16 protein-coding genes are annotated in these 23,542 nt (G+C 70.4%); 9 read left to right on the top strand and 7 right to left on the bottom strand.

The genetic code is table 11. From position 1 onward, the window contains the following. Positions 1-42 precede the first annotated feature (42 nt). Positions 43-1,785 carry a pyruvate dehydrogenase gene (locus ACWCPF_RS11550; RefSeq protein WP_451044781.1) on the bottom strand — a complete coding sequence of 581 codons (1,743 nt, stop codon included), beginning with the start codon at positions 1,783-1,785 and terminating at the stop codon, positions 43-45. Positions 1,786-1,847: 62 nt separating this feature from the next. After that, positions 1,848-4,127 (bottom strand): protein phosphatase 2C domain-containing protein, encoded by a 2,280-nt coding sequence (locus ACWCPF_RS11545; RefSeq protein WP_451044780.1) that lies wholly within the window; start codon positions 4,125-4,127, stop codon positions 1,848-1,850. Between the two features lie 467 nt (positions 4,128-4,594). On the opposite strand from ACWCPF_RS11545, the gene ACWCPF_RS11540 reads away from it, so the two are divergent. Next, positions 4,595-5,578, top strand: a complete 984-nt coding sequence (locus ACWCPF_RS11540; protein WP_451044779.1) for a helix-turn-helix domain-containing protein — start codon at positions 4,595-4,597, stop codon at positions 5,576-5,578. A 72-nt stretch (positions 5,579-5,650) separates the two neighbouring features. Further along, on the top strand, positions 5,651-6,133 hold the full coding sequence (locus tag ACWCPF_RS11535) for a DUF456 domain-containing protein (RefSeq protein ID WP_451044778.1): 483 nt from the start codon (positions 5,651-5,653) through the stop codon (positions 6,131-6,133). A 147-nt stretch (positions 6,134-6,280) separates the two neighbouring features. Here the strand turns inward: ACWCPF_RS11535 and ACWCPF_RS11530 are convergent, their stop codons facing one another. The 5 genes from ACWCPF_RS11530 to ACWCPF_RS11510 all read right to left on the bottom strand — a co-directional run bounded on the left by ACWCPF_RS11530 (position 6,281) and on the right by ACWCPF_RS11510 (position 13,367). After that, complete coding sequence (locus tag ACWCPF_RS11530; protein WP_451044777.1) at positions 6,281-6,871, bottom strand: methylated-DNA--[protein]-cysteine S-methyltransferase; 591 nt, start codon at positions 6,869-6,871, stop codon at positions 6,281-6,283. Next, on the bottom strand, positions 6,868-8,316 hold the full coding sequence (locus tag ACWCPF_RS11525; RefSeq protein WP_451044881.1) for a DNA-3-methyladenine glycosylase 2 family protein: 1,449 nt from the start codon (positions 8,314-8,316) through the stop codon (positions 6,868-6,870). The genes ACWCPF_RS11530 and ACWCPF_RS11525 overlap by 4 nt, the downstream gene beginning before the upstream one ends. Positions 8,317-8,620: 304 nt before the next feature. Continuing rightward, positions 8,621-9,796, bottom strand: a complete 1,176-nt coding sequence (gene rsgA, locus ACWCPF_RS11520; RefSeq protein ID WP_451044776.1) for a ribosome small subunit-dependent GTPase A — start codon at positions 9,794-9,796, stop codon at positions 8,621-8,623. A gap of 403 nt (positions 9,797-10,199) precedes the next feature. Further along, positions 10,200-11,699 (bottom strand): cellulose binding domain-containing protein, encoded by a 1,500-nt coding sequence (locus tag ACWCPF_RS11515; RefSeq protein WP_451044775.1) that lies wholly within the window; start codon positions 11,697-11,699, stop codon positions 10,200-10,202. A 348-nt stretch (positions 11,700-12,047) separates the two neighbouring features. Beyond that, entirely contained in the window at positions 12,048-13,367 is a 1,320-nt protein-coding gene (locus tag ACWCPF_RS11510; protein WP_451044774.1) for a radical SAM protein, read from the bottom strand. 383 nt (positions 13,368-13,750) lie between these two features. Between ACWCPF_RS11510 and ACWCPF_RS11505 the strand changes: the two genes are divergently transcribed. The 7 genes from ACWCPF_RS11505 (at position 13,751) to ACWCPF_RS11475 (ending at position 23,350) form a co-directional block, all read left to right on the top strand. After that, positions 13,751-15,001, top strand: a complete 1,251-nt coding sequence (locus tag ACWCPF_RS11505; RefSeq protein ID WP_451044773.1) for an FAD-binding protein — start codon at positions 13,751-13,753, stop codon at positions 14,999-15,001. A gap of 173 nt (positions 15,002-15,174) precedes the next feature. Next, the gene (locus ACWCPF_RS11500) at positions 15,175-16,428 is read left to right on the top strand and encodes an ROK family protein (RefSeq protein ID WP_451044772.1); all 1,254 of its coding nucleotides are present in this window, start codon (positions 15,175-15,177) and stop codon (positions 16,426-16,428) included. A gap of 46 nt (positions 16,429-16,474) precedes the next feature. Beyond that, on the top strand, positions 16,475-16,918 hold the full coding sequence (locus ACWCPF_RS11495) for a hypothetical protein (protein WP_451044771.1): 444 nt from the start codon (positions 16,475-16,477) through the stop codon (positions 16,916-16,918). Between the two features lie 305 nt (positions 16,919-17,223). Then, a complete protein-coding gene (locus ACWCPF_RS11490) occupies positions 17,224-18,486 on the top strand; it encodes an ABC transporter substrate-binding protein (RefSeq protein WP_451044770.1) in 1,263 nt (420 codons plus the stop codon). Positions 18,487-18,506: 20 nt separating this feature from the next. After that, entirely contained in the window at positions 18,507-19,472 is a 966-nt protein-coding gene (locus tag ACWCPF_RS11485) for a carbohydrate ABC transporter permease (RefSeq protein ID WP_451044769.1), read from the top strand. Positions 19,473-19,549: 77 nt separating this feature from the next. Further along, positions 19,550-20,365 (top strand): carbohydrate ABC transporter permease, encoded by an 816-nt coding sequence (locus tag ACWCPF_RS11480; RefSeq protein ID WP_451044880.1) that lies wholly within the window; start codon positions 19,550-19,552, stop codon positions 20,363-20,365. Between the two features lie 12 nt (positions 20,366-20,377). Further along, on the top strand, positions 20,378-23,350 hold the full coding sequence (locus tag ACWCPF_RS11475; protein WP_451044768.1) for a glycoside hydrolase family 2 TIM barrel-domain containing protein: 2,973 nt from the start codon (positions 20,378-20,380) through the stop codon (positions 23,348-23,350). Positions 23,351-23,542 lie beyond the last annotated feature (192 nt).

Raw genomic sequence — 23,542 nt, 5'->3', positions numbered from 1 at the left:
CGCCCCTCCTCCCCCATGCCTGCCACACCCACCACACCCGCCCTACGGCCGGGGCATGTGGCGCAGGTTGGAGCGGGCCATCTGGAGCATGCGTCCTACGCCGCCGTCGAGAACGATCTTCGAGGCGGACAGCGCGAAACCGCTCACCATGTCGGCGCTGATCTTCGGCGGGATGGACAGGGCGTTGGGGTCGGTGACGACGTCGACGAGGGCCGGGCCCTTGTGCCGAAGAGCATCCTTCAGCGCGCCGACCAGTTGCTTGGGCTTCTCGACCCGCACGCCGTAGGCGCCGCAGGCGCGGGCGACGGCGGCGAAGTCAGGGTTCTTGTTGGTGGTGCCGTACGAGGGCAGACCGGCGACCAGCATCTCCAACTCCACCATGCCCAGTGAGGAGTTGTTGAAGAGAATGACCTTCACCGGCAGGTCGTGCTGGACGAGCGTCAGGAAGTCGCCCATCAGCATGGTGAAACCGCCGTCGCCGGACATCGAAACGACCTGTCGGCGACGGTCGGTGAACTGGGCGCCGATCGCCATGGGCAGCGCGTTCGCCATCGAGCCGTGGGAGAAGGAACCGATCACACGACGTCGGCCGTTGGGCGTGAGGTAACGCGCGGCCCAGACGTTGCACATCCCGGTGTCCACCGTGAACACGGCGTCTTCGTCGGCGAGTTCGTCGAGGACGGAAGCGACGTACTCCGGGTGGATGGGAACGTGTTTCTCGACTTTCCGTGTGTACGCCTTCACCACCCCCTCCAACGCGTCGGCGTGTTTCTTCAGCATCCGGTCGAGGAAACGCCGGTTCTCCTTGACCCGCACCCGAGGGATGAGACAGCGCAGGGTCTCGCGTACATCGCCCCACACGGCGAGGTCCAGCTTCGAGCGGCGGCCGAGGTGTTCGGGCCGGACGTCGATCTGGGCGACCTTCACGTCGCCGGGGAGGAAGGCGTTGTACGGGAAATCGGTTCCGAGCAGGATCAGCAGATCGCACTCGTGGGTGGCCTCGTAGGCGGCGCCGTAGCCGAGGAGCCCGCTCATCCCCACGTCGTACGGGTTGTCGTACTGGATGTGTTCCTTGCCGCGCAGCGCATGACCGATCGGGGACTTGATCTTCCCGGCGAACTCCATGACTTCGGCGTGCGCGCCCGCCGTGCCGCTGCCGCAGAAAAGAGTGACCTTGCCGGCCGCGTCGATCATCTCGACGAGTGCCTCGATCTCGGCGTCGCCGGGGCGGATAGTGGGGAGCGTGGTGACGAGAGCGGTTTCGACGGCTTTCGCGGGGGCGGGCCGGTCGGCGATGTCGCCGGGGAGGGACACGACGCTCACGCCGCCGCGCCCGACCGCGTTCTGGATGGCGGTGTGCAGCAGCCGTGGCATCTGATCCGGGCTGGAGATCAGCTCGCTGTAGTGGCTGCACTCGCGGAACAGCTGGTCGGGGTGGGTCTCCTGGAAGTAGCCCAGCCCGATCTCGCCGGAGGGGATGTGCGAGGCGAGGGCGAGCACGGGCGCCATGGAGCGGTGGGCGTCGTAGAGGCCGTTGATGAGGTGGAGGTTGCCGGGTCCGCAGGAACCCGCGCAGGCGGTGAGCTTCCCGGTGATCTGGGCTTCGGCGCCGGCCGCGAAGGCAGCCGTCTCCTCGTGGCGGACGTGGATCCACTCGATGGCCGAGTTTCGCCGCACCGCGTCCACCACAGGGTTGAGACTGTCCCCCACGACTCCGTAGAGGCGCTTCACCCCCGCCCGGACGAGGATGTCGACGAACTGTTCTGCGACGTTCTGCCTGGCCATGGATCGACGCACCCCTTCGGTCTCCTCGGGTCCATCCCTCCACAGTGGCCGCGACGGCGCGTTCACGCCTCCCAGACGGCCGCCGCAGTGCGGTCGTCGGCGTAGCCCTTCACTCTCACCTGGGTGTCGGCGAGGAAGGCCGCGAGTCCTGGCGGGGTGGGCCCGGACCAGCGATCCGTCAGGTGCGCGGACAGGTCGGGCTCGCCGCGCAGGGGTTCGGCGAGACCGCCGGTGCACATGAGGAGCGTGTCACCCGGTCGGGCTACGGAGGCGCGGAAGCGGAAGGGTTCCCGGGGCGGTTCGGGATCGGGGTCGTAGGGGTTGGGGGGTGTGGGGATGCCCAGGTCCATCGTCAGGCGGTCGCCCTCGGGCGTCTCGGCCGGGAGGGAGCCGAACCCGACGACCGGCTCGCCGACGACCTCGCCCACCCGGGGCTCGATGTCCCGCCACACGCCGCCGCGCAGCCGGAACAGTCCGCCGGCGCCGACGCCGAAGAAGACGCGCGTACGGCAGTCGGGGTCGGCGGGCAGGAGCAGGCAGCGCAGGGTCGCCGCGTACTCGTCCGGTTCCAGGCCCTGTTCGGCGGCGCTGGCGCGGAGCCGTCCGAGGCTGCGGTCGGTGAGCCGGTGCAGGCCGGACTTGAGGTCGCCGCGCCGGGCAGCCCTTATGTCCTCGGCGAGCCGGACATGGCTGCGGCCCACCGCCCGCCCGATCCACCGGCACACCTCGGCGGCCGCCCTATGGGCACCCGGGGTCGCCCTGGCGCCGGTGGCCATGGCGACCAGGATCAGCGCGTGCTCGCCCGAGCCGAAGCGGGCGGTGAGGAGCGAGTCGCGGCGCGGCTCCCCGCGGTACCGCGCGGAGTCCCCGCGCACGGACGCGGCCCGCAGCGCGAGGGCCCCGTACCGGGCGCCGTCCAGAACGGTGTCGGCGACCAGATCGTCCAACTCGTTCGGATCGGCGGGCGGAAGAGCGGTGGGCTCGGCGTCGTAGGTGGGCGGCCCGGACCCGACGTAGTCCTTCGGGTTCGAAAGAGGCGGGTGGGCCGGCAGGGCCGGGAGGGAGGGGGAGGAGGGGACGGAAGGGAGAGCGGGGAGGGCCAGGACGGTGGGGGGATGGTCGTACTCGGAGGCGGGAGCGCGTTCGGGGGCGGGCGGGGTGAAGGGGGCCGCCTCGCCGTGCGTGGAGGCCGTGGGGGCGGTCGGGGGCGGCGGCGCATGGGCAGGAGCAGGCGGCGTCACGGGCACGGGCGGCGGCACGAGGGGTGCGGTCGAGGGCCTGGGGGGTGTGGCCGCCGAGACGACGGGCGGGGCGGACGCCGCCGGTGCGGTCGATGGCCCGGATGCGGCCGGTGGCCCGGGTTCGGAGGTCGCCGACGGTCTCTGCGTGAGCGTGCCGTCGCCGGTCGTGGAGCGGACCGGGCCGTGGGGCGCGCGCTCGGCGAACCCCGGCGGCAGCGGACCGGGCGGAAAGTTCGTGGGCCCGGGCGGCGTATCCGACGGCGGCTCCCAGGGAGCGCGGTGCCGGTGCGGCGGACGGGTGCCCGGGGCGGCGTCGCCGTCGCGGTCGCCTTCAACGTCAGCGTCGGCTGGGGCGGCAGCGGCAGACGCAGCGGCCGCACCCGAGCTGACGCCGATGCCGGTACCGATGCCGATGCCAGCGCCGGCGCCGACGGACCGCTCGGCGTCGTCGGGCTCGGCCCTCCGGCCGACGTCCCCGACGTCCCCGACGTCCCGCCCCGGGCCGGAGCCCGCATGGCGCTCTGCGTCGGAACCGGTTTCCGGACCGGCGCCCCACCCGAGATCCCCCCTGACGTCGTGCCAGGCGACGCCTTCGGGGTCGGCGACGGTGTCCTCGATGTCGTCGGACCCGACAGCGAAGCGGCCCCGAGGTTGCGGAACAGCGCTACCCGACGGCTGTGACGCCACCCCCGGCATCGCGTCCTGCGGGGAACCCCACCAGTCGGTCCGCGCGCCGGGACCAAGCCCCGCCTCGCGCGGCGACGGCACCCTGACGGCGGGGCCGACGGCTTCCTCGTCGTCCGGGTCGCCTGCCGAGTCCCTGGTGACGGCCGCGGTGTCCCGCCGTCCCGCCGGATCTCTGGCACCGCCCCCTTCAGGCGCCCCCGCTCCGACGCCGTCCCCCGCGTCCGCGCCCGCGTCTGCATCCGCGCCGACGCCCGCCGTCCCGTCGCCGGAGCGCACCGCTCCCGCGGCCGAGGCGAAACGGTCGTCCAGGGAGTCGGTGGCGGGCGCGGGCCCCGTGTCCTCGGTGGAGTCGTCGTACAACTGCCCCCACCAGTCGTCCTCGTGACCGGTGGCCCTTCCCCCCTGCTGGCTCATGCCCCTAATTGTCCACCGCACGGGCCATATGAAAACGGGGCATCAGGAAAATGCGTCGCGGCACGGGTATCGCACAGCATGTCGAGCGACGCCCGGAACAGCAGTGCGACGCGCGGTGCGAGAGGCGTCGCCGGACGGTTCCACCCCCCACGGGAGAACCGTCCGGCGACACGGGTGACCCCGGCTCAGATCCCCTGCGCCCCTGCGCGTCATGAGCCCGGATCACGTTCTCGACAGACCTCGGCACCTCGACGTCGTGGTCGATCGGCCCGAGTGTCCCCGGCGTTCCTGGAGATCCGCTGTGGATGATCAGTGGATGATCACATGTTCCCGCCGTGGCCACACCTTGGCAGAGTGACCGGCGGTACGGCGATGATGTACGACGGCGGGTTTACGCCGTGGCTGTTTCCCGCCAATCACGGATGTAGAAAACGGATACAGGACGGATACCGGAGGAACGGCAGCCGATGCTGGGAGCGATAGGGCTCGCCGAAACACATGAATCGGCGTACCGCGCACTGGTGTCCGTGGGCGCGGCCGACGTGCCCGATCTCGCCCGCCGACTGACCCTCGGCGAGCACGACACGGAACGCGCGCTGCGTCGGCTGGAGCGGCACGGACTCGCCGCTCAGTCCTCGGGCCGTCCCGGACGCTGGGTCGCCGCGCCGCCGGGCGTCGCGCTGGGCGCGCTGCTCACCCAGCAGCGTCACGAGCTGGAGAAGGCGGAACTGGCGGCGGCCCTGCTCGCCGAGGAGTACCGGGCGGCCGCGGCCGAACCCTCGGTGCACGATCTGGTCGAGGTGGTGACGGGCGCCGCCGCCGTCGCCCAGCGCTTCCTGCAGATCCAGCTCGGGGCGAGCGACGAGGTGTGTGCGCTGGTCACCGGCACGCCGGTGGCCGTGAGCGGGAGCGAGAACGACGCCGAGGAACAGGCCGCGGCCCGCGGGGTGCGCTACCGCGTCGTACTGGAACGGGCGGCGCTCGACCAGCCCGGCGGTATGACGGAGCTGACCGCCGCGCTGGGCCGGGACGAGCAGGTCCGGGTGGTGGACGAGGTGCCGACCAAGCTGGTGGTCGCCGACCGCTCGCTCGCCCTGGTGCCGCTGACCGGGCGCTCGGCGGAGCCGGCCGCGCTGGTGGTGCACGCCAGCGGGCTGCTGGAGTTGCTGTCGGGCCTGTTCGAGTCGGTGTGGCGGGACGCGCTGCCGCTGCGCCTGGGCGCGGCCGGCGTCGCCGAGCAGGAGCCGGACGCCCCCGACGCCGCCGACCTGGAGATCCTGTCCCTGCTGCTGGCCGGGATGACCGACGCGAGCGTCGCCAAACAGCTCGACCTGGGACTGCGGACCGTACAACGCCGGGTGAAGCGGCTGATGGAGTTGACGGGAGTCACGACCCGACTGCAGCTGGGCTGGCACGCCTACGAGCGCGGGTGGGTGACCCGGGACCGCTGACGGCACCGGCGCGACCCTCCCGGCGGTAGGTCTTGACCTGCGTGTTCTCTCCGGCTCAGGCACCCTGGGCAGATGGGAGTGTGGGAACTCCTGCTGGTCGGACTGGTCATTCTGCTCGGCCTGTGCGGAGTGCTGGTGCCCGGTGTGCCGGGATCGTGGCTGGTGTGGGCCGCGGTCCTGTGGTGGGCGCTGGAGGATCCACGGCCGGTCGCCTGGGCCGTGCTGGTCGGCGCCACGGTCGCCCTGCTGCTGTCCCAGGTGGTGCGCTGGGCGCTGCCGCCCCGCCAGTTGCGCACGAGCGGCGCGACCCCTCGGATGGGGGTGTACGCGGGGCTCGGCGCGCTCCTCGGCTTCGTCGTGCTCCCCGTGTTCGGCGCGATCCCCGGCTTCATGGGCGGCATCTACCTCTGCGAACGCCTCCGCCTGGGCAGCCCCGGCGAGGCCCGGGCAGCCCTGCGCACGGCGATGCGCTCGGGCGGCTGGAGCATCCTGGCGGAACTGTTCGCCTGCCTGCTGATCGCGGGGGCGTGGCTGGGGGCGGTGGTGTGGGGCTGACGTCGGCGTGGAGCTGAGCTACGACCGCTGACGCACGACCGCTGAGGTACGACCGCTGACGTAGGACCGCTGACGTAGGACCGTCCCCGCTGACCGTCCCGGCCGAACGAGTCGGTCCGAACGACTCGGCCGGGACATTCGGCCCTGTCACCTCGCAGAATCCTCCGGAAACGCCCCCAGCGCCCCCTCCAGCGTCAGCAGGCTCACCTTGCGGTCCAGGCCGCCCGCGTAGCCCGTCAGGGAGCCGTCCGCGCCGATCACTCGGTGGCAGGGGCGCACGATCAGCAGCGGATTCGCGCCGATCGCCCCACCGACGGCGCGTACGGCCATCCGCGAGGCGCCGATGCGCGCCGCGACCTCGCCGTACGTCGTGGTGACCCCGTAGGGGACGGAGTCGAGGGCGGCCCACACCCGCTCGCGGAAGGCGGTGCCCTCGCTGCGCAGCGGAAGCCGGAACTCCTTCAGGCCGGCGGCGAAATAGGCGTCGAGCTGTTCCTCGACGGAGCGGAAGGGGCCGGGATCGCGCAGCCAGCCGTCCTGGACGGACCGTCCGCCCTTCTGACCAGGCACGGAGAGGGAGGTCAGCGCTCCGTCCGGGTCGGCGGTGAGCAGCAGGGGCCCGAGCGGACTCGCCACGTTGGTCCAATAGGTCAAGCCGTCGGTCGGCGCGTCGGCCCGGTCGCGGGTCAGGTCGTCGGCCCGGTCGCGGGACCGGTCGTCGGTCAGGTCGTCGGTCATCGTTCCTCCGCGGCGCGCAGGTGGTGCAGGGCGTAGGTGCGCCAGGGGCGCCAGGTGTCGGGGACGTCGGTGCCGGGCGGCGCGACGTCGGGGTCGCCGAGGGCGCGGGCGCGGATCGCGGCAACGGTACGCGCGTCCAGGCCGGGCAGCGCGAGCAGCGCCTCCTGGGCGTCGTCCCGGTCGATGCCCGGGTCCAGCCGGACGGTGCCGTCGGCGAGGGCGGCGGCCAGCGCGCCCAGGGGCCCGGCGGGCTCGGACTGCGCCAGGACGGCCGGCTCGGGGAAGAGGTGGGTGAGGGTGCCGCAGGGCGCGTCGAGGGCCTTGCCGTAGGCGCGGACCAGCCGTTCCGCCTCCACCCGCCCCACGAGCGCCCGCACCGCCTGTTCCTCCGGGTCGGCGGTCCCCGGCGCGCGCAGCCCGGGCCGGACGGCGACCAGCGGGGCGAGCCGCGGATCGGCGCCGAGCCGGTCGTCGACGGCGTACGGGTCGGCGTCGAGGTCGAACAGCCGTCGCAGCCGCTGGACGGCGGTGGTGAGGTCGCGGGGGTCGGTGAGGTGCAGCCGGGCGTCGAGCCAGCCGCCGGGATGGACGGCCGAGGCGGGACCCGAGGCCGCCCGGCCCGTGTCGCCCGCCCGTTCGTCGACGGCGACGATGCCCGTGCCGTACGGCAGCCGCAGCGTGCGGCGGTAGGTGCGCCGGCCGTCCGGCCCGCTCACCTCTTCCACCCCGGCCACGGCCTCCCGCCGCAGCAGATCGAACACGGTGCCCGCGTGGTAGGGGCCCCGGTGGGCGAGCCGCAGCGGGATCCCGGCGGACGGGGTGGCGCTGCGGCGGTCGGCGCGCACGGCGGCCCGCAGTTCGGTGGGGGTCGCCGCGTACACGGCCCGTACGGTGTCGTTGAACTGGCGCACACTGGCGAACCCGGACGCGAAGGCGATCTCGGTGACCGGCAGGGCGGTCGTCTGCAGCAGGACCCGCGCGGTGTGCGCACGCTGGGCGCGAGCGAGGGCGACCGGTCCCGCGCCGAGCTCGGCGGTGAGCTGTCGCTGCACCTGACGGGCGCTGTAGCCGAGCCGTACGGCGAGCCCGGCCACACCCTCCCGGTCGACGACTCCGTCGCCGATCAGCCGCATCGCCCGGCCCACGACGTCGGCGCGTACGTTCCACTCCGCCGAGCCCGGCACGGCGTCCGGACGGCACCGCCGACAGGCCCGGAAACCGGAGCCCTGCGCGGCGGCCGCCGTCGCGAAGAAACGCACGTTGTGGCGTTTCGGCGTCACGGCGGGACAGCTGGGCCGGCAGTAGATGCCGGTCGTCTCGACGGCGAAGAAGAACTCGCCGTCGAACCGGGCGTCCCGGCTGCGCACCGCCTCGTAACGGGTTTCCTGGTCCGCCACGAGTCCCGTCGTCGCTCCCGTGATCACCCCTGTCGTCACTCCCGTCATCAGTCCCTTCATGGGTCCCAGTCTTCGCCCACCGGAGAAACCGTGCTAGCGGAAATCGGACGTGACGCTGGCGTCAGCGCTGGCGCTGACCCTGGCGGTGGCGCGGACGTCGGAATCGGCGTCGGCGTCGGCGTCGGCGCGATGTCGATGACGATGACGATGACGAGGGTGTGAGGGCAGCGGGGTGTGAGGGTGAAGGCGGCGGTAACGAGGTAACCGGTTACCTCGTTACCGACGCAAACTGGTTACCGCCGCACTCGCGGAAAGCGGTTACCGAGTTACCGAGTCACCCGGCGAATCCGCGTTACCAGGAACGCTCGTCAGCCCCGCCGAATTGCCGGGGCGGTTCCGGTCGCCACGGACCCCGCCCCCTCTTCGCCTCGCCCGCCGCCCGGCCTTCCGCCTGCTTGCGCTTCCAGTCCTGACGAACGCCGGCGCGCATACGGGCGTCGGACTTGGCGACGATCCACTGGTTCTCCCGGACGAGCTTGCGGTAACTGTCCAGTCGTCGCAGCGGCAACTCCCCCTCCTCGACGGCCGCCAGCACCGCGCATCCCGGCTCGGACTCGTGCGCGCAGTCGTGGAACCGACAGTCCCGGGCGAACTCCTCGATCTCCGAGAAGACCTGTCCGACCCCGCCGCCGGCGTCCCAGAGGCCGACGCCGCGCAGCCCGGGCGTGTCGATGAGGACGCCTCCGCCGGGCAGCGTCAGCAGGTTGCGGGTCGTGGTGGTGTGCCGCCCCTTGCCGTCCATGTCACGGGTGGCCTGCACGCCCATCACGTCCGCGCCGACGAGCGCGTTCGCGAGCGTCGACTTGCCCGCACCGGACGCGCCGAGGAGCACGGAGGTACCGGTCCCGAGGAGCGCGGCGAGTTCCACGACGCCCTCGCGTTCGCCCTCCCGAGCGCACACGGTGAGCACGGGCACGCCGGGTGCGCTGGTCGCGACGTCCTCGACGAGATAGGACAGCGCCACCGGGTCGGGCACCAGGTCGGCCTTGGTGAGCACGACGACGGGCTGTGCTCCGGACTCCCAGGCCAGGGCGAGAAAACGTTCGACACGGCCGAGGTCGAGTTCGACGGCCAGGGACATCGCGACGACGGCGTGATCGACGTTGGCGGCGAGGATCTGTCCCTCGGACCGCTTGGAGGAGGTGGAGCGGACGAACGCGGTACGGCGCGGCAGGAGTGTCCGCACGTATCGCGGGTCGGCGCTCTCGGGGTCGACGGCGACCCAGTCCCCCGTGCACACGACCTTCATCGGGTCCCGGGGCACGACGAACTCGGTGTCGGCCCGGACGATGCCGGCCTCCGTGACGACGTCACACAGGCCGCGGTCGACGCGAACGACACGGCCGGGCAGGAGACCCCGCTCGGCAAAGGAAGCGAAATCGGTTTCCCAGCCCTCGTCCCAGCCATAGGCGGCGAGAGGGTGCGACGAAACCGAAGAGGAGGAGAGAGACGAGGAGGAGAAAGACAAGGAAAACCCTTCACAGGGCGCAGCCCGGCCATTGCTCACGTACTCGAGACACGCGCATGCGCAAGACGCCCAGAAGCGTTTGCGTACGCACAGTCGAAGAAGTGGTCAGCCGGAGACCGCGGAGATGGAGTGAACGAACGTCTGGTCGCTGCGCACAGCGCCCCTCAAGGCGACAGTCATCGGTCACACCTCCCGGTTCCTCATACGGCTGACAGCGGCGGCCGTCGGCCCCGCTCAAGACTCACTCAGAGTACGGACGCCCCAAGCCGGACGCCACCCAATTCCGGCTTCGGGGAAAGGAAGAAACAACGGGAAAGCGGGTGGCAGGGTCGACCGGTGTCGACCCTGCCACCCGCACCTCTGCGGCTTGTTCCGTCCGGCAACCGGTTTCAGCGGCTGTCGCTCAAGAGCCCGTGCACGGCTGCCCGTTGAGGGTGAAATCATCCGGTTCGGAGTTCTTGGACTGCCAGGATGCGAGGAAGCCGAACGAGAGCGTGCCGTTGGCCGCGACGGACCTGTTGTAGTCGGCTGCGGTCGCGGTGACGCGGGAGCCGTTCTGGGCGACGTTCGCGTCCCACATCTGGTCGACCCGTTGGCCGTCGTGGAAGGACCAGGCCACGCGCCAGGCGTCGAGAGCGTCGACGGTGGTGACGGTGACGGTCGCCTGGAAGCCCTCCGGCCACTGGTTGACGAGGTCGTACGTGACCTCGCAGAGCGCCCCGCCCTCGCTGCCCCCGCTTCCGGTGCCGGCGGTGGCGGTGGACGAGGAGGTGCCCTGGGGCTCGGGATCGGGCTTGCCGGAGTCGGCGTTGCCGGTCGACTCCGGGGTGCCGCTGGCGGAGGGCCGCGGCGCGGACGAGGACGGCGTGGCGGAGGCGGCGGGAGTGACGGTCGGCAGGGAGACGCCGGGTCCGGCCACCGGGGTGCTGTCCGTGGGGCCGGTCTGGGCCACGCTGTCACTGCCGCTGCCGCCGGGCATCATCGAGACGCCGAGCGCCAGCCCGGAGACGAGGACGGCGGCGACGAGAAGCCCGTTGCGCAGCGAGCGTGCCCGGCCGGCGGCGGCATGCGCGGCCGCGCTCTCGGGGTCCGGCGCGTCGGGACGTCCGGCGCCGAGACGCACCTCGGCGGCCCGGCGACGGCGTTCGAGGTAGGCGAGGCCGCCCCAGCCGATCACGCCCTGGGCGAGCGCGGCGGGCAGCCCGCCCCCGTGCAGCCGCAGACAGGCGGCCGCCTCCGCACACCCGACGCAGGTGGCGAGATGCCGGGAGAGGTCGGCAGGCGTGTCGGCGGCGGGCGAGCGGGTGACGGCGTCCAGGAGCCGGACGTAGCTGCTGCACTCCGCGTCCATCGGCGTGTCGAGATGGTTGCGGTGGCAGCGGTCCCGGAACAGCCCGCGGACCTGGTTCAGCTCCTCCACCGAGGAGGTCGGGTCCAGGCCCTGTCGGCGGACCACGGCATGCAGCGGCAACGCCTCCACCTCGGCCAGCCACAGCAGGGCGGCGTCCGGTTCCTGCATGTCGCGCAGGCCGCGCAGGGCGATCGGACGGCTCAGGGGCGGTCCGACGTACCGTGCGGCCTTGCCGGAGTTGAGCCACAGGCGTAGATCGGGGTCGAGTCGATGGCCATGTCCCTGGGCCTCCCAGGCGGCCGCCGTGCTGCGCACGGCGGTCAGCAGCAGGGGGATCCGGGGCAGTCGGGACGAGCGACGGCCGGCGCCGCGCGCGGTATCGTCCTCGGCGGCGCGGGCCTCGCGTATGCCGAATGCGAACGCCTCACGGGCCAGTTGATTCGCCGCGGTCGAGCCGGACGTGCACAGGTCGGCGTACGAGAGGACGGCGTCCCAGCACTCGGAGAACAGTGCGGCCTCGGCGGCGTCCTTCGGGGTCGGCAGGTCGGGCATGAGTCTCCTGCATCCACAAGCGAGGTCAACTCACCATGACGGCAATGGAGTTGGGGGGAACCTCGCGGCAGGGGCAGAGCTTTTCACGTTTCCAACACAACTGACAAGCGCCCTGTTCAGATGTCTTGTCAAGGCGCACAACAGGACAGCAGGACAGAACGACAAGGGCGGCCGCGCCCCGTACTCCGGCCTTCTGTACGGACGCGGACCGCCCTGCGCTCAACGTTGGCACACTGTTTCCACAACGGTTTCGACAACGTCCGCGGAGGCAGCCTCCGACACTCGTTTCGAAACCGGTTCCCAGCCGGTTTCGGGTACTCGGCGACCACGTGGCCTCCGCCCCCGGTACTACACGGGTGCCGCGTCCTGTGCCGGAAGGCTGTCCATGAAGGAGCTCACGGAGAACACCGCGCGGCCGGGTCCGGGCTCGCCGTAGCCGGGCGGCGAGGAGAGACCGAACTCGTCCATCGTGGCGCGATAGGCCTCCAGCAGCCGGATGTGGTACTCCAGCGGCGCACCCTGCGGGTTGGCCTTGCCGAGCGGGGTCGTGGGCTCCGGGCACCAGGTGGTGAAACGGGGCGTGATGCCCTGCGACATGAAGAAACGCAGGCCCTCGGTGGTGGAGGCGATCGCCTCGTCGACGGTCGTGAAGCCGAACGGCTCGGCCATCTCCACCCCCGCGACGAAGTTGGGGATGACATTGCGCGCGCCGAAGATCTCCGCCGAGTCGAGGATCCGCTTGTGCCACTCGTCGCGGCCGACGTAGCGCTCCTTGCCCGGGCAGTACAGCTCGAACAGCCGGCGGTCCCACACCTCGTAGTTGGGGTGGTAGATCTGCACCCCGTAGTCCTTGAACCGCTGCACGTCGTCACGGGGCAGCGCCTGGGCGACGACCTTGCCGATCCAGCGGCCGGGGAAGCGCTCCTCGATGGCCTTGGCGTAGTGGCCGTAGAAGTCGGCCTCGTCGCGGCCGGCGACGGTCTTGGTGATCGCGCCACCGGTGAGGGTGTAGGCGGTGGACGCCTTCTGGGTGTCGTACCGGTCGATGATCTCCAGCGCTTCGAGGACCTCTTCGACGTCCTTCACGCCCGTGTAGGGCCGGCCGGCCGCCTTGTGCTGGCGCCAGTTGTGGTTGATGTCGCAGTACTGGCACTCCTCCTTGGCGCCGAAGTACTGACACACCCGGAAAACGGTCAGATAGATGAGATAGCCCCACTGGATGGTGGGGGCGACCTCCATGACGGACTTCCCGTTGGAGAGCTTGTGCCGGTAGTACTCCGGCATCGGCGGCACACCGACGTCGGCGATGCGCTTACCGTCGAGATAGAGCCCGAGCAGGCCGTCGGCGTCCGCCGCGACCCGGTACGGCGAGGACGGGTTCACCCGCACCGAGACGACCGTGCGCCGCAGGTCGTACGGGCCGCCCGTGAGGATGATCTCCTCCGGCGGGCGACGCAGCGCGGCCTCGCCGAGCTCGGGGAGGGTGCCGTGGTCGAAGGAGAAGATGAAGTACGACTTCGGTTTCACCTCGCCCGACTCGTTGTCGCTGAGGGCGGAGGGGTCGAAGGCCACACCTCCACGCAGCAGGTCCTCCTTGAAGACGGCCTCCCGCGGAACATGCGGAAACCGCTCCATCAGATCCTCGACCAGCGCGGTGCGGCTGCCCATCCGTCTCTCCTCCCAGCTCTGGCCTCCCGGCTCAGGCGTACGACTCCTCACGGTATGCCCCCGGCGGCGCGGCCGTCGTACCGGGGCCCGGTCCGCGTGGCGACGGGGCGGAAGAGCTTCTCCGTGCTCTCACGTCCGGGCGTTCCGCCTTCTGGTAGGGATTGCTGCGCATATGGGGGCTGCCACACGTGCTGCACATATGCACACATGCACAGAAAACACCTCAGGGGTGTCGCGCCACCAACCGAGCACCCTGATCGCGGCCGCCGAAAGCGGCCGCCGAAAGACGACGTCTGACACAGCAGCGCGCATCGGTTTCGCGCGGTTTCACGGATTCCGGCGGCGACTTCCCCGTTTCCGATTCGTCGGGAAAGATCGGCCGTATGACCGAAACCGTTTCCAACTGGGCCGGCAACATCACCTTCGCCGCCAAGGAGCTGCACCGCCCCCGCTCTCTCGACGCGCTCCGCTCGCTGGTGGCCGAAAGCGGTCGGGTGCGGGTGCTGGGCAGCGGCCACTCGTTCAACGAGATCGCCGAGCCGGGCGGCGACGGGGTACTGGTGTCGCTCGACGCCCTCAGCGGTGACGTCGGCGTCGAGGTCGACACCGCGGCCCGGACCGCGCGGGTCGGCGGCGGGATCCGGTACGCGGAGCTGGCGCGCCGGGTGCACGAGCACGGGTTGGCGCTGCCGAACATGGCCTCCCTGCCGCACATCTCGGTCGCCGGGTCGGTGGCGACCGGCACACACGGGTCGGGGGTCGGGAACGGCCCGCTCGCCTCCGCCGTGCGGGAGGTGGAGATCGTGACCGCCGACGGCTCCACCGTCGTGATCGGGCGCGGCGACCGGCGGTTCGGCGGGGCTGTCACCTCGCTGGGCGCCCTCGGCGTCGTCACCGCGCTCGTCCTCGACCTGGAGCCCGGCTACGAGGTCGAGCAGCATGTGTTCACCGAACTGCCGCTGGACGGGCTGGACTTCGAGACCGTGGCCGCGGCGGCGTACAGCGTCAGCCTGTTCACCAACTGGGGTGCGCCGGGCTTTCGGCAGGTGTGGCTGAAGCGGCGCACGGACGAGCCCCTCGCCGACTTCCCGTGGGCCACGCCCGCCGTGGAGGCCCTGCATCCGGTGCCGGGGATGCCTGCGGTCAACTGCACCGCGCAGTTCGGAGTGCCGGGACCATGGCACGAGCGCCTGCCGCACTTCCGGGCCGAGTTCACCCCGAGCAGCGGGGACGAACTGCAGAGCGAGTACCTGCTGCCGCGTCGGCATGCCACCGAGGCATTGTATGCAATCGACGGTATCCGGCAGACGGTCTCCCGTGTACTGCAGATCTGCGAAGTGCGGACCGTGGCGGCCGACGAGCAGTGGCTGAGCCCCTCCTACGGGCGGGACACCGTGGCGCTCCACTTCACCTGGGTCGAGGACACGACCGCCGTATTGCCGGCCGTACGGGCGGTGGAGGCCGCGCTGGAGCCGTTCGAACCGAGGCCGCACTGGGGCAAGGTCTTCGAGATGCCGGCCGGTGCGGTGCGGGCGCGATATCCCCGGATCGACGATTTCACGGCCCTGGCGCGGGTGCTGGATCCCGCCGGGAAGTTCACCAACGCCTTCGTGCGGGATGTCCTGGAGGGCTGACTTCGGGCCGGTTTCCCTCCACTTCGGCCCGACTTTTCCCCGACTTTATAAAGCCCCTTTCCTAACCCCTTGTCGAACCGTGTGGCACCCCATAACCTGACGCGGCGCCGGTGCCGTCGCAGAGCGGGCCCGCCCGGCACGGAAGGGACGGAAGGGATGAGGGGGCACGCTCCATGAAGCGCGGCACATCACGCGACATCCGCACCGCGAACCGCTACGAGGTGCTGCGTCAGATCATCGCCGCCTCGCCCACCTCCCGGCAGGAGCTGGCGGCGGCGACCGGTCTCTCGCTCGCCACGGTCGCGACCCTCGTCGGTGAGCTGCTCGACCTCCGCATGATCACCGAGGTCGGGTTCGAGGACTCGGCGGGTGGCCGCCCCCGGGGCCTCGTGGCCGTCAACGCGTCGGGGGGCGCGTTGATCGGCGTGGACATCGCGGAAACATACGTCCATGTCGAGCTGTTCGATCTCGCGCTGAACGTGCTGGCGCGCGCCGAGGAGAACATGCGGCCCGGCGAGAGCCGTCCGGAGCAGGTGGTCGCCCATGTCGCCGCGGCCGCCGGTTCGGTGGTCGCGCAGGCCGGGGTCGAGGCCGCCCGAGTGCTGGGCGTCGGGGTGAGCGTGCCGGGGCAGGTGGACCGGGCCACGGGCATCTCCGAGTACGCGCCCAACTGGGACTGGCACGATGTGCCGTTGCTCGACCTGCTCTCCGAACACATCGCGTATCCGCTGTACTTGGACAATCCGCTGCGCGCCGGCGCGGTCGCCGAGCTGTGGTTCGGGGCGGCGCGCGGGCACGGGGACGCCGTGGTGGTCAACCTCGGGACCGGCGTCGGCGCCGGGCTGGTGCTGGGCGGTGGACTGCACCGGGGGGTCAGCAACAGCGCCGGCGAGTGGGGGCACACCACGCTCGTGCTCGACGGCCGGCTGTGCCGCTGCGGCAACCACGGCTGCGTGGAGACGTACGTCGGGGCGCCCGGCATCATGCAGAACCTGCGTGAACTCAGCCCGCGGAGCCCGTTGTTGCACCCCGAGGACCAGACGGCCACGATCGACGCCCTGGCCGCCGGGGTCGCCGCCGAGGATCCCGTGGCCGTCAAAGTGGTACGGGACACGGCCCGTTACCTCGGCGCCGGCATCGCCAACCTGGTCAACGTGCTCAACCCCGAGGTGGTCGTCCTGAGCAGCTGGGTCGCGGCCCGGCTCGGCGAACCCCTCCTCGACGAGGTGCGCGAGGCCGTCGCCCGGCATGCGCTGAAACGGCCGCTCGCCGCCAATCGCATCGTCCTCTCCGCGATCCCGACCGACCCCGCCTGTCTGGGTGCGGCGACGTTCGCGCTCGAAGGGGCGCTGCAGTCCGTCGGGCAGAGAAACGCGAAACGCAGCATCCCCGCGCGCGTGAGGAGCCGTACCGCACCGCCCTCATGACCCGGCGAGCCGCACCGCCCGCACGACACCCGGAAGGGAGGCAGTTTTGACGCGCACCGACTTACACGACAGATCCGCCCGCACGGGCACCGCAGACACCTCAGGCACCTCAGGCACCTCAGGCACCTCAGGCACCGCAGCCGACGTGACCGGCTTAACCTCCGTGGCCGTCGTAACCGTTTACGCGATCGTCGCCAACGGGTGTTCCACCGCGGGGAGTTCACGTCGCCCCACGACGACCGGATCCACCGGTAACACCGCCGGTAACATCGCCGGTGGGACCACCGGTGACGCCACCGATGAACCCGCTCAGTACCGACGGCTGAACGTCGATGGCCGGATCGTCGGCGCCGTGACGCGCATGCGCTCGCACGCCACCACCGGCCACGCGTCCTCCGACGCCGCGCCGGGTTCCACCGTCCGCGGCTCGAAATCGATCCCCCACCACAACCGTGCCGCCGAGGCCGAAAAGGCCCAGGCCAGGCCATAGCCGTCCAGGGTTGACCCCTTGGACCGAGGGCCGCCGGACCTGACACCGGCGGCCCTCACCCCCCTTCAGCCCGTCGGCTTCGGCCCTTCAGCGCAGCGGCGTAGGCCCGTCCACCACCGGCCCACGCCCATGCCGTCGCCCCGTCCGTTCGTGATCCCGAACCGATCACAACGCTTCGAACAGACTTCGTCCAACCCCTTGCCGAAGCCTTAGCCGAAGGTTAACGTCCCGCTCCGCAGCGTCATTTGAGCCACCCGGCGCTGAAGTGCTTGAGCCGCAGCCGTACTCGAGACAAGGACGTCACCATGTCGGCACTGAGCAACAACAACTGGTCCCGCCGATCCCTCTTCCGCGCCGCCGCGGGCATGGCCGCAGCCGGCACCCTCGCCGCATGCGGCGGCAACAACGGGAGAAGCAGCGGCGGTTCGGGCAATAACCTCGTCCAGTACTTCCACGCCTACGGCGAGGCGGGCACCGAGCAGGCCATCAAGCGGTACGCAAAGGCCTACAAGGACGCGAGCGTCACCACCCAGTGGATCACCGGCTCGAACTTCGAGAGCAAGCTGTTCGCGTCACTGCTCACCGACAACGCGCCCGACCTGTTCGAGTTCCACCCGCAGATCCAGCTCGTCAAGAGCGGCCAGGTGGCGGATCTGACGGACATCATCGAGCCGGTCAAGGACGACTTCAACCAGGCCGACATCCAGTCGCACACGGTGGACGGCAAGATCTACGGCATCCGGATGATCGACGACCCGCAGTTCTTCTTCTACCGCAAGTCGTTGCTGGAGAAGGCGGGCGTGCAGCCGCCGCAGACCCTCGACGAGCTCATCGAGGCCGCCGCCAAGCTCACCACGGACAAGGTCAAGGGCGTCTACCTCGGAAACACGCTGCAAGCGGTGATCCGTCCGATGATCTGGGCCGCCGGCGCCGACACGCTCGACGACAACAACAAGCCCGCCTACCACACGGACGGCGTCGTCGGCGGCCTCAAGCAGATGCGCAAGCTGTTCACCAGCGGCAACCTGCTCCTCGACGCCCCGGCCGACTACTGGGACCCGTCCGCGCTCGTCCAGGGCCTCACCGCCATCCAGTTCTGCGGCATGTGGGCGATGCCCGCCATGCAGAAGGCGCTCGGCGACGACCTCGGCATCTTCGCCTTCCCGAAGGTCGGCGACGCGGGCAAGCCGTCCGTCTACAACGGCGGTTGGTCGATGTTCGTCAACGCCAAGAGCGACAAGGTCGACGAGGCCAAGGAATACGTGAAGTGGCTGTGGATCGACCAGAAGGAGTACCAGGAGGACTGGTCCCTCTCCTACGGTTTCCACGTCCCGCCGCGCACGTCGATCGCCGCGTCCGCCGAGAAGCTCAAGTCCGGCCTGCCGGCCGAGGGCGTCAAGCTCTTCACCGACTACGGACACTTCGACAAGATCGGCTGGACCCAGGCCATGATCAAGGCGACGGAGGACGTCTTCGCCGACACCGTACGCAAGGACGGTGACCCGGAGGCCGCGCTCGACAAGTGCGACAAGGTGGTCGACACCGAGCTCAAGAAGCTGTTCGGATAGGCCGGCGGACGGACCTCGACATGTCGACGACCACCAAGCTCGACCTCGAGCGCCCCGCCCCGGTCAAGGCCTCCAAGGCCAGGCCGCGGCGGGGGCTGCGGGGCAGCCCCACGTTCAACTTCTGGCTCTTCACCGGGCCGTTCCTCATCGGCCTCCTGATCTTCGTCTATGTCCCGATCGGCTGGAGCGTCTGGCTCAGCTTCTTCGAGGCCCGCTTCACCGTCACGCCCAGTACGTTCGTCGGGTTCGACAACTACCGGTTCATGCTGGAGAACGAGAACTTCACCGGCGCTCTGGTCACGTTCACCGTTTTCGCCGCGATCATCGTGCCCACCACCTGGGCACTGTCGCTGGGGCTGGCGCTGATGGTGAACCGGCTGCGGTTCATGCGGGCGTTCTTCCGGTCGGTCTTCTTCCTCCCGACGGCGTGCAGTTACGTAGCCGCTTCCCTCATCTGGAAGATGTCGATCTTCAATGGCGTCCGCTTCGGTCTGGCGAACACCGTGATCGGCTGGTTCGGCGTCGACAACATCGCCTGGCTCGCCAACCCCGACCCGCCGTGGTACTGGCTGGTCATCGTCAGCGCGAGGCTGTGGCTGCAGTCCGGTTTCTACATGATTCTCTTCCTGGCCGCGCTGCAGAACATCCCGGACGAGCTGTACGAGGCGGCCTCGATCGACGGCGCCAAGCCCGGCTGGCAGACCTTCTGGTACATCACGCTCCCGCAACTGCGGGCGACCTCGACGGCCGTCATCCTGCTGCTGCTGATCGCCGCCTATCAGGCCTTCGACGAGTTCTTCAACCTGCTGTCGAAGACCACCTGGGGACGGCCACCGCTCGTCGAGCTCTACTACACCGCTCTCGGCGACAACCAGGACTACGGCGCGGGTAGTGCGGGCGCGGTGATCCTGACCCTGCTGATCGTCGTCATCACCCTGTTCCAGGGCAAGATCATGGGATTCGGAAGGGGTGACGAGTCCAAGTGACCACCACCGTCGCCAAGGCGAAGGACGCCGCACCACGGCAGTCGCGCACGCCCCGCAGCAGCCGGCGCGGTGGAGTGATGAGCTCCGTCGGCCTGTACATCGCGGTCGGCATCGCCGCCCTCCTCTTCCTCGTCCCGTTCTACGTCCTGCTGCGCAACGCCTTCTCCACGGACCCCGAGATCACCGGAGAGGAGTGGAAGCTCTTCCCCACGGACATCCAGTGGGGCAACATCACCGAGCCCTTCGACGACCCGACGGTCGACTTCGGCCAGTCGATGGTCAACTCGCTGATCGTCGGCGTCCTGCACACCGTCGGCGTCCTGCTGGTGTGCTCGCTGGCCGGCTACGGCCTGGCGCGCATCCCGTTCCGGCACGCCAACAAGGTCTTCTACGCCGTCCTGTTCACCCTGATGGTCCCGACGGCGGTCACGTTCGTGCCCGGCTTCGTGCTGGTGTCGTCCCTCGGCTGGATCGACTCCTACCGCGGTCTGATCATCCCGGGCCTCTTCAGTGGTTTCACCTGCTTCCTGTTCCGGCAGTACTTCTTGGGGTTCCCCAAGGAGTTGGAGGAGGCGGCACGCGTGGACGGACTCGGTTACTGGGGCGCCTACTGGCGGGTCGTCGTGCCGAACTCGCTGAACTTCTTCGCGGCGATCGCCACGATCACGTTCATCAACGGCTGGAACTCCTTCCTCTGGCCGCTGGTCATCGGCCAGGACCCCAGCGCGTGGACAGTGCAGGTCGCACTGTCTTCGTACATGACCAACCAGACCGTCAACTACCACCTGATCTTCATGGCCACGGCCATTTCCATCCTGCCCCTGTTGCTCGTGTTCCTCTTCCTTCAGCGCTGGCTGGTGCAGGGGATCGCGCAGACCGGCATCAAGGGCTGAACTAGGAGACAGATGTCTTTCCGCACCACCTCCCCCGCTCTCGGATCCCCTCGGGCGGGGGAACCCGGATCCATCGGTTACGTAACGGACGTCTCGCCGGGCCGCGGGGCCCTTGCGCCCCGGGCCTGGTACGCGTCGTCGGACGCGAAGTCCCTCTCTCTCAACGGAAGCTGGCGACTGCGGGTGTCGGCGACTGCCGACGCCGAGGACGACTCGTTCGCGGAGGAGGGGTACGACGCCGGCGCCTGGGCGGAGGTGACGGTCCCGGGGCACTGGGTCCTGCAGGGCGACGGCGTTTTCGGCTCGCCGATCTACACCAATCACCTCTACCCGTTCCCGGTCGACCCGCCCCGGGTGCCGACCGAGAACCCGACCGGCGACCACCTGAGGGTCTTCGACCTGCCCGCGGGGTGGCCCGACGTTTCCGAAGGGGTTTCCGGAAGCGTTTCCACCGGCGGCTCTGAAGGCAGCTCCGAGGGCGTTTCCGAAGGCGGTTTCGTTCTCCGTTTCGACGGTGTGGAGTCCTGCGCGCGGGTCTGGCTGAACGGCACGGACCTCGGCGAGTTCAAGGGGTCACGGCTGCAGCACGAGTTCGCGGTCGGGCATCTCCTCAAGCCGAGCGGAAACGTGCTGGCGGTCCGTGTCCACCAGTGGTCGGCCGGCTCGTATCTGGAGGACCAGGACCAGTGGTGGCTGCCGGGCATCTTCCGTGACGTCACGCTGCTGCACCGCCCGGCGGGCAGCGTGGGCGACTTCTTCGTGCACGCCTCCTACGACCATGTCACGGGCGAGGGCGCCCTGCGCGTCGACTCCGACGTCGACGGCCGGGTGACCGTGCCGGCTCTCGACATCGATGTCGCGACCGGGGAAACGGTTGCGGTACCGGTTCAGCCGTGGACGGCGGAGACGCCCACCCTGTACGACGGTGAGCTGGTGACGGAGGGCGAGCGAGTGCCCCTGCGCATCGGTTTCCGTACCGTCGAGCTGGCGGACGGCCTGATCAAGGTCAACGGCCGGCCGATCCTCTTCAAGGGCGTCAACCGCCACGAGTGGCACCCGGAGGCGGGCCGCGCCCTCGACCTGGAAACGATGCGCGAGGATGTGCTGCTGATGAAGCGGCACAACATCAACGCCGTCCGCACCTCGCACTATCCGCCCCACCCGGCCTTCCTCGACCTGTGCGACGAGTACGGGCTGTGGGTGATCGACGAGTGCGACGTGGAGACCCACGGATTCGTCGAGCAGGACTGGCGGGACAACCCCGTCGACGACGAGCGCTGGACCCCCGCGCTCCTCGACCGCGCCGCCCGTATGGTCGAACGGGACAAGAACCACCCGTCGGTCGTCATCTGGTCCCTCGGCAACGAGGCCGGCACCGGGCGCGGTCTGACCGCGATGGCCGAATGGATCCACGGCCGCGACGCCTCCCGCCTCGTGCACTACGAGGGGGACATCAACTGCCGTAATGCAGACGTCTATTCTCGCATGTACGCCTCCCACGACGAGGTCGAGCGAATCGGCCAGGGGCTGGACGGCGGCGCGCTCCGTCGGCGCGAACTGCCGTTCATCCTCTGCGAGTACGCCCACGCGATGGGCAACGGGCCCGGCGGACTGGCCGACTACCAGCGGATCTTCGAGGCGCACGACCGTCTCCAGGGTGCGTTCGTCTGGGAGTGGATCGACCACGGCATCAAGCACCGGGAGCTGGGTTACGCCTACGGCGGCGACTTCGGCGAGGAACTGCACGACGGAAACTTCGTCTGCGACGGCCTGGTCTTCCCCGATCGCACCCCCTCCCCCGGCCTGGTCGAGTTCAAGAAGGTGATCGAACCGGTCGCCCTCGACGGCTCCGCCGACGGCACGGTCCGCGTCACCAACAAGCAGGACTTCGCCGACCTGTCGGCGCTGGCCTTCACCTGGGCGTTCCAGGTGAACGGCGTGACCGTCGAGTCGGGCAGCCTCGCGGTGCCGGCCCTCGCGGCGGGCGAGTCGGCCGACGTGAAGCTCCCGGAGCCGCCGGCCGACACCCCGGCCGGCGCGGAGACGGGGTGGACGATCCAGGCCGTGCTGGCCGAGGACACCGGTTGGGCACCCGCCGGACATCTGGTGGCGTGGGGTCAAGTGCCCGTCAGCTCCCGGGTGTCGTCGCCGTTCGGGGCAGCCGTCGGGCCCGTCGTCGGTGAGCGGCTCATCACCCTGGGCCCGGCCTCCTTCGACGCCCGCACGGGCGAGCTGCGGAGCATCGGTTCGGTGGCGGTGACCGGGCTGCGCCTGGACGTCTGGCGGGCGCCGACCGACAACGACGACGGCGCGGCCTGGCAGTCGGACGTCCGGTACGGCGTCCTGTGGCGCAAGCTGGGCCTGCACCGGATGCGGCACCGGCTGGACGCCGTCGAGGCCGAAGAGGACGCGCTGACGATACGGACCCGGGTGGCGCCGGCCGCCTGGGAGATCGGACTGTCGACGGCGTACCGGTGGACGTCGGACGGAAACCGTGTACGACTCACCGTCTCGGTGACCCCCGAGGGCGACTGGACGGTGCCGCTCCCCCGCCTGGGCGTCCGCTTCGGGCTGTCCGAGGCCGACCGGGTGGCGTGGTTCGGCGGCGGCCCCGGAGAGGCGTATCCGGACAGCAGGACATCGTCCACGGTCGGCCGCTGGCAGTCGACGGTCGACGGTATGCAGACGCCGTACGTCCGTCCGCAGGAGAACGGCGCCCGTGCCGACGTCCGCTGGGCCGAGCTCGGCGGGCTGCGCGTCGAGGGCGACCCCGAGTTCTGGTTCACCGCACGGCGCTGGACGACCGAGCAGTTGGACGCCGCCCGGCACCGCACCGACCTGGTCCCGGGCGAGACCGTGTGGGTCAACCTCGATCACGGTCAGCACGGCCTCGGCTCCCAGTCCTGTGGCCCCGGCCCGCTGCCGCAGTACTTCCTGAACGCCGCGCCCGCCGAGTTCTCGTTCGTGTTCACGGCAACCGAGTGACCGGCCGCCCGATCGACATCGCCCGATCGGCATCGCCCGATCGGGGTGCCCGATCGGGGTGCCCGATCGACGCCGGTCGAGCGGCCGGGACCGATTAATCGATTAACCATGTGATCGACATTCCGACACGGTGACAACGTCTCCCGCGGCCGACCGGCCCCCAGCCGGCCGGCCGCGCTTCACTGGAGGTTG

Source organism: Streptomyces sp. NPDC001858, from assembly GCF_053594615.1.
Note: the sequence above shows the minus strand (reverse complement) of the source record. Positions and strands in the feature narration are given on the sequence as shown.

What these genes read in the sequence shown, in the direction of transcription:
- ACWCPF_RS11535 (WP_451044778.1), top strand. Translation starts at nt 5,651, where the DNA reads ATGGGAGTGTGGGAACTCCTGCTGGTCGGACTGGTCATTCTGCTCGGC.
- ACWCPF_RS11505 (WP_451044773.1), top strand. Translation starts at nt 13,751, where the DNA reads ATGACCGAAACCGTTTCCAACTGGGCCGGCAACATCACCTTCGCCGCC.
- ACWCPF_RS11480 (WP_451044880.1), top strand. Translation starts at nt 19,550, where the DNA reads ATGAGCTCCGTCGGCCTGTACATCGCGGTCGGCATCGCCGCCCTCCTC.
- ACWCPF_RS11545 (WP_451044780.1), bottom strand. Translation starts at nt 4,127, where the DNA reads ATGAGCCAGCAGGGGGGAAGGGCCACCGGTCACGAGGACGACTGGTGG.
- ACWCPF_RS11490 (WP_451044770.1), top strand. Translation starts at nt 17,224, where the DNA reads ATGTCGGCACTGAGCAACAACAACTGGTCCCGCCGATCCCTCTTCCGC.
- ACWCPF_RS11485 (WP_451044769.1), top strand. Translation starts at nt 18,507, where the DNA reads ATGTCGACGACCACCAAGCTCGACCTCGAGCGCCCCGCCCCGGTCAAG.
- ACWCPF_RS11500 (WP_451044772.1), top strand. Translation starts at nt 15,175, where the DNA reads ATGAAGCGCGGCACATCACGCGACATCCGCACCGCGAACCGCTACGAG.
- ACWCPF_RS11550 (WP_451044781.1), bottom strand. Translation starts at nt 1,785, where the DNA reads ATGGCCAGGCAGAACGTCGCAGAACAGTTCGTCGACATCCTCGTCCGG.
- ACWCPF_RS11540 (WP_451044779.1), top strand. Translation starts at nt 4,595, where the DNA reads ATGCTGGGAGCGATAGGGCTCGCCGAAACACATGAATCGGCGTACCGC.
- ACWCPF_RS11525 (WP_451044881.1), bottom strand. Translation starts at nt 8,316, where the DNA reads ATGACGGGAGTGACGACAGGGGTGATCACGGGAGCGACGACGGGACTC.
- ACWCPF_RS11515 (WP_451044775.1), bottom strand. Translation starts at nt 11,699, where the DNA reads ATGCCCGACCTGCCGACCCCGAAGGACGCCGCCGAGGCCGCACTGTTC.
- ACWCPF_RS11510 (WP_451044774.1), bottom strand. Translation starts at nt 13,367, where the DNA reads ATGGGCAGCCGCACCGCGCTGGTCGAGGATCTGATGGAGCGGTTTCCG.
- ACWCPF_RS11530 (WP_451044777.1), bottom strand. Translation starts at nt 6,871, where the DNA reads ATGACCGACGACCTGACCGACGACCGGTCCCGCGACCGGGCCGACGAC.
- ACWCPF_RS11475 (WP_451044768.1), top strand. Translation starts at nt 20,378, where the DNA reads ATGTCTTTCCGCACCACCTCCCCCGCTCTCGGATCCCCTCGGGCGGGG.